Annotated in this window: 3 protein-coding genes and 3 pseudogenes; 3 read left to right on the forward strand and 3 right to left on the reverse strand. The window is 36.2% G+C overall.

Annotation, left to right across the window (positions count from 1 at the left end):
- Positions 1-181 (reverse strand): annotated as a pseudogene (locus Sarmat_RS05830) (IS5/IS1182 family transposase); the annotation flags it as partial.
- A gap of 73 nt (positions 182-254) precedes the next feature.
- On the opposite strand from Sarmat_RS05830, the pseudogene Sarmat_RS05835 reads away from it, so the two are divergent.
- From Sarmat_RS05835 to Sarmat_RS05840, 3 genes and pseudogenes are all read left to right on the forward strand, one after another.
- Positions 255-374, forward strand: a pseudogene (locus tag Sarmat_RS05835) (transposase); the annotation flags it as partial.
- Positions 375-474: 100 nt separating this feature from the next.
- Positions 475-633 (forward strand): annotated as a pseudogene (locus tag Sarmat_RS06940) (IS481 family transposase); the annotation flags it as partial.
- 707 nt (positions 634-1340) lie between these two features.
- Entirely contained in the window at positions 1341-4058 is a 2718-nt protein-coding gene (locus Sarmat_RS05840) for an Rne/Rng family ribonuclease (RefSeq protein ID WP_202149847.1), read from the forward strand.
- A gap of 527 nt (positions 4059-4585) precedes the next feature.
- Here the strand turns inward: Sarmat_RS05840 and Sarmat_RS07465 are convergent.
- Both Sarmat_RS07465 and Sarmat_RS07160 read right to left on the reverse strand, forming a co-directional pair.
- Entirely contained in the window at positions 4586-4729 is a 144-nt protein-coding gene (locus Sarmat_RS07465) for a transposase (protein WP_202149848.1), read from the reverse strand.
- 387 nt (positions 4730-5116) lie between these two features.
- The gene (locus Sarmat_RS07160) at positions 5117-5239 is read right to left on the reverse strand and encodes a hypothetical protein (protein WP_279611770.1); all 123 of its coding nucleotides are present in this window, start codon (positions 5237-5239) and stop codon (positions 5117-5119) included.
- Between the last annotated feature and the right edge of the window lie 191 nt (positions 5240-5430).

Consider the following 5430-nt stretch of genomic DNA (forward strand, 5'->3'; position numbering starts at 1 on the left):
TTCCAATGCCATTAATAGCTGATTTTTCCATGCTCAGCTTATTTCTTCTACCTCCTTTAGTTTTTTTCTTTTTATCAGCTTCTTCTAATATTTTTACCATCTTATCAAACGTACCACGCTTAACTCCTATTAATCTTCTGAATTGATCATCTGATAAAATCTTCACTTGTTCATATTTCAATTGCACAACCATAATATTTTTATTGACCTAGCTTGAGTATACACATATATCGCAGTTTCGAAAGAGATCTAGTGTCATAGTTATGGATAATGCTACCTTTCATAAAGGAGCAGAAATGCATAAATCTATTACTGATTCCGGACATACCTTGCTTTATTTGCCACCTTATTCCCCAGATCTAAACCCCATTGAAAAAAATGGGCTCAGTCTAAACAAATAAGAAAAACTCTCGCTTGCTCAATTGATCAGCTTTTTCAACTCTATATCTCGTGATCTTTTTATACTGTCTTAGCTATAACTATCACAGATCTCATTCAGGTAAATATTGTTACGGCAAAACTCCTATGCAGATTTTCATGTACTCAAAACACATTGCGCTTGAAAAATCTAATGAGTCTATGTACAATAACAACACATTTGATAGTCTTAACTTATCTGACTATCACTTGTAAAAAATACCGTCCGTCAGATGAAGTTTCAATTGGTACAAGTTCTTTTGTCTATATTTAGTTAGGAATACCTAATGGTTCGTATAATACGCAATTAATTGAAACTTGGATTGGGGAGTTTTTGATAAAAGAACTACAACCTGGACAAGTGGTGATCATGGATAAGCTGCATTTCATAAATCTCAGAAAATTAAAGAGTTGACAGAATCTGTTGGGTATAAGCTTATATTTTTGCTTCCATATATCTTCAGACTTAAATCCTATAGAAAAATTCCTGGCAAATATGAAACGTTGGATTAAAGACAAAATCTCTTCTTTTGATAAATTTTTATGAAGCTTTAAATCAGTTCTTTACTCTGCAAACCTCAACTTAATTTAGTATATAGTAAGGTAAGTTGAAGTTTGTATATATAGATATGATGATTCTCAAAAGAAAATACCTAGGTAGCCTCGACATTTAAGATATAATCTAAATGTCGACACTACCTCATCAGTTTTATCAACTCTTCAGGTTCAAGAGGCGTACATGAAGTTAAGCGAGAGTTTCGAGCGACAGCGACCCGCCGCATTGCTATCGGGCAGAGGTAGAGTTTGAAAATGAGTTTAATATCGTGACATAGGCCCCTTAGGCAAACCGTACTCTTCTGCACCACTTGCTATAATTCAAATTAAAGTGCAAACTATAAAAGACTAAAGAAAATTAGTATGTTATGAAGAAAATTCTAATAGACTCAGGTTTTGGTAACGAAATTAGAGTAGCGGTTGTTAACAATAGCGGTCAAATCGTAGATTTAGAGTATGAATTGCTTGAAAAAAGACCGATTAAGGGTAATATATATGTTGCAAAAATTACTAGAATTGAACCATCCCTGCAAGCAGTTTTTATAGAATATAGCGCAGACAAGAAAAGCGGTTTTTTACCATTAGATGCCATCCATCCCGGTTACTATAATCAGTTATCACTAGCTACTAGCTCTCCACTAAACCCAATTAAAATAAAGGAAGTTTGTTTTACGGAGTATACAAAAAGTTTATATGAAGAATGCGATAAATCTGAACAAGACAGAAAGGAAAATACGTTAAATTTAGAAAAAGAGCATGAAATTGAGTTAGATGCGTCTGAGTTAGATTTAGTAGAGCAAGTGATTGCTCCATCAGTTAATAGAAAAGATATCGATAAAGTCCTTGCAGTAGGCCAGCTTCTGTTAGTACAGGCAGTGAAAGATGAGCGAGGCAACAAAGGCGCAACCTTCACAACTTACATTAGTTTGATGGGAAGATACTGCGTGTTTATGCCAGCTATTCAAGATAGAAATGGTATATCAAAAAAAATTTCTCATAGCGAAGAGCGTAAGCGATTATCTCAAATCATTACATCTGCGATTGGCGATAGTGTTGTAAGCATTGTAGTTCGCACTAGCGCTCTAAAGAAAGATGTGCAAGACATTGTAAGAGACTATCAATATGTTGCGCGCTTATGGAATAAAATTTGCGATACTGCAATTAAATCTAATAGCGTGAGTTTCATACATCAAGAAGATAACATCATTCATAGAACTGTAAAAGATTTATTGGATGAGCATGTAGCACAGATTATTATCCAGGGCGCAGATTTATATCAAGAAACTCTTCATTCCGTGCAAGAAATCGCGCAGCAGGATGTTTCTAAATTAAAAGAGTATCAAGACCGCATCCCATTGTTTACTAAATATAAAGTGGAACAACAGCTGTCAGCGCTTTATCAACCAATTGTAACCCTGCCCTCTGGAGGATATATTATTATCAATCCTACAGAAGCATTAATTGCGGTAGACGTAAATTCTGGCAAGGATACTTCAGAGAAAAACTTAGCAGACACAGCGCTCAAAACTAATTTAGAAGCTGCGCGAGAAGTAGCCAGGCAAATTAAACTACGTGATCTTTCCGGGTTGATAGTGATTGATTTTATAGATCTGTCTAATGCCGAGCATAAAAAGTTAATCGAAAAAACCTTAAAAGAATCTCTAAGCAGCGATAGAGCGCGCATACAAACTTCTAACATCAGCAGCTTTGGTTTATTAGAAATGTCTAGACAGAGACTCAAGCCATCTTTCTTGGAGTATAGCGCCGTGATGTGCCCTAATTGTAATGGCAAAGGAATAGTGAGAGACCATGATGCTCATTCTTTACTTATTTTGCGTACATTAGAAACTGAGATATCCTCTGGCAAGCCCTGCGATGCTATAAATGTGTATGTACATAGAGATCTTATTGGTTATTTTTTGAATCATAGGAGGCATGATATTTTGCGTTTAGAACAAAAATATCAAATAAAACTAGAGTTTTACGCAGATCATGAAGCGAACTCTGATAGTTTTTCTATAGAGAAAATTTTGAATCATACTACGTGCAAGATTATTGCTAAGCCATTATTAATTAGTGGCGTTTATGCTAATCAATATTCCGCTCAGGAAAATGGCGCCACAAAGAACTCTCGCGCTTTGGTTTCTCATGATAGTATTACCACAAAAACTCAAACCAAGGAGGTGAAAAAAGATAAGGAGCGAGACAAGGATCGCAATAATAAATCTGTTCAGAAGACAAAGAGAGAGTCGGCGTCAGCGACTAACACGCAAGGATCGAGGGGTAAGAGTTCTGGTGCGCAGGAAAAGAGGCAGGTGATTGTTGCCAATGGTTTTGGGATAGACGGGGAGCAAGAAGATCTCGCACATTTTGTAGAGGAAGATGGAACTTCCTGGCGTGAGAAAACGCAATCTATTAAGCCAGATGCTATGCATCTGAGACCTAGAGAAATGATTGCCGCCAAACAAAACAAAGTTAATGCGCAAGGGCGTAAAAATAGCGATATCCCTAAAACAAAAGCCAGATCTCAAAAATATGCTAAAAATGATAATATTACCACTGCTCGTATTCTTGAAGAAGACACGAAGCTCGTTCGCGAGGAGCGAAAGGGAGCGCATGAAACGCGAAAGGCTGAAACGTACGCAAAATTAAGTGAGGATTCGAGTATTAGTACGAAGCAAGCGTCGCAATCTGGAATAGAGTTGCACAAGGGATCCGCTCGGGCCACGCTATCAGAAGATGCTGTAGCGAGTGTGTTAGATGTTAGTACAAAAAGTAATCCAGCGTCATTAATGATATTACAATCATTAGAAATTAGAGATGTATTGTCAAACTCAACCTCTATCCCTATTTATAGTACGGATGCTGCTGTGAATACGAGCCTACCGGAGCAGCAAATTCAAAAAAATAGCGCGATCATGGCAGAGCAAAATGACGATGAGTGTCATAAAGAAAATGTGGCAGAGGATCAAACATTAGAGGGTACGTTCGTAGCTAAAACTTCAAGTAAATCAAAGCGTAAATATCGTAGGCCATATAAAAAACCCGCGCGTAATATGGAGCGCAGTGGGGCGCATACGGAATAGATGTTTGCGCAACTCTACTCCTGATAGTAATTGTGGAGCCACTCCAGTTCGCGACCCTCACTTATACTTTGTGCATGTGCCTCTAATAAATTACAGGTTTAAATTGAGTGATAGTTCAAGAAGAGTAAGATGTAGACAATTGAAGATGCAAGAAAAAGAAGATTTAACTCGATTATCAAGTTTTTTTTAAAAAGTTCATGAATTCATTGGTGCAAATTTTTCCATGTCAATACCACGCGTATGTTTGACTCGACTATCGAGTTTTTTGACCTTATCTTATAAACCTACTATCCTTACGCATAAAAATTCATTCAACTATTTAAAAGGTCATGGAATGATTATTGGCGAAGGGCTTGCATTTATTCGAGATTATGTTGAAGAAATAAATGATGCAAATCAAAATACATTCACCTGAGAGCGAATTAACACGTCTTCAACGCTATTGGCTTTCATTTGTCATATTCGATTATTGATTACCAATACCCTTTGTTGGTCAAGATTTGAAAGATTTAGTTGTGGAAATTATACTATAGTAATTTAGGTTGAATTAGGTATTTTAAAGAAATAGTCTCATATAATTGATCAAATGCAGTAATTTGATTTTTAATCCATCGTTTCATATTAGCCCAAAATTTCCCTATTGGATTCAGATCTGGTGAATATGGAGGCAAAAAAATGATCCTACAATTTACTATTCAATCAATTTTTTTGTCTTCTTAGATTTATAAAAAGAAGCATTGTCCATAATTACAACTTGGCCGGACTTTAAGAACCAGTCACGTAAAATATTAAAATATAAAGAAGAATTGCTATAATATGCGTCAAAAAAGAGAAAAGATGTCAAAAAAATATAGTAGCGACACTAGTGATAAAGAGTGGGAGTTAATAGAAAAAATAATATACAGGTGAAAGGTAAACAAGGTCGACCACCATCTAAGGATGCAAGAAAGCTATGAGATGGATTTATTTAGTCCCAGTAAGAAATGGTTAGGATTAAGTATAAAATATGCAGGATGAGTTGTCCACTGATTTAATAGACCTCTTGCGTAAGTATTTAATTAACAATTAGCCAATGTGAAGGGTGAAGAAGGTTGTTCGTGATTATTAGACCTCTTTCCTAACTCTACTCCTGATGGCAACTGTGGCGACGCTGTCGATGCGCAAGTCCTCGCGTACTTCATGTACGCTGCGGCTCTGTGCTTCGTATACTCCTCGCATTTGCTCTTAATTGAGCGAGTTTCGAAAGAGGTCTATTTTAGCATCAAGCGGCAAGTAATTTATTAACGAAATCATTTTTGAAATTAACAATTCCAGCAACAATATTAAACTTTAGATTATAGCCCCTACGCTTATTGCGATATCTATGAGATAA

This window comes from Candidatus Sarmatiella mevalonica (assembly GCF_016751895.1).
GTDB classification, from domain to species: domain Bacteria; phylum Pseudomonadota; class Alphaproteobacteria; order Rickettsiales; family Rickettsiaceae; genus Sarmatiella; species Sarmatiella mevalonica.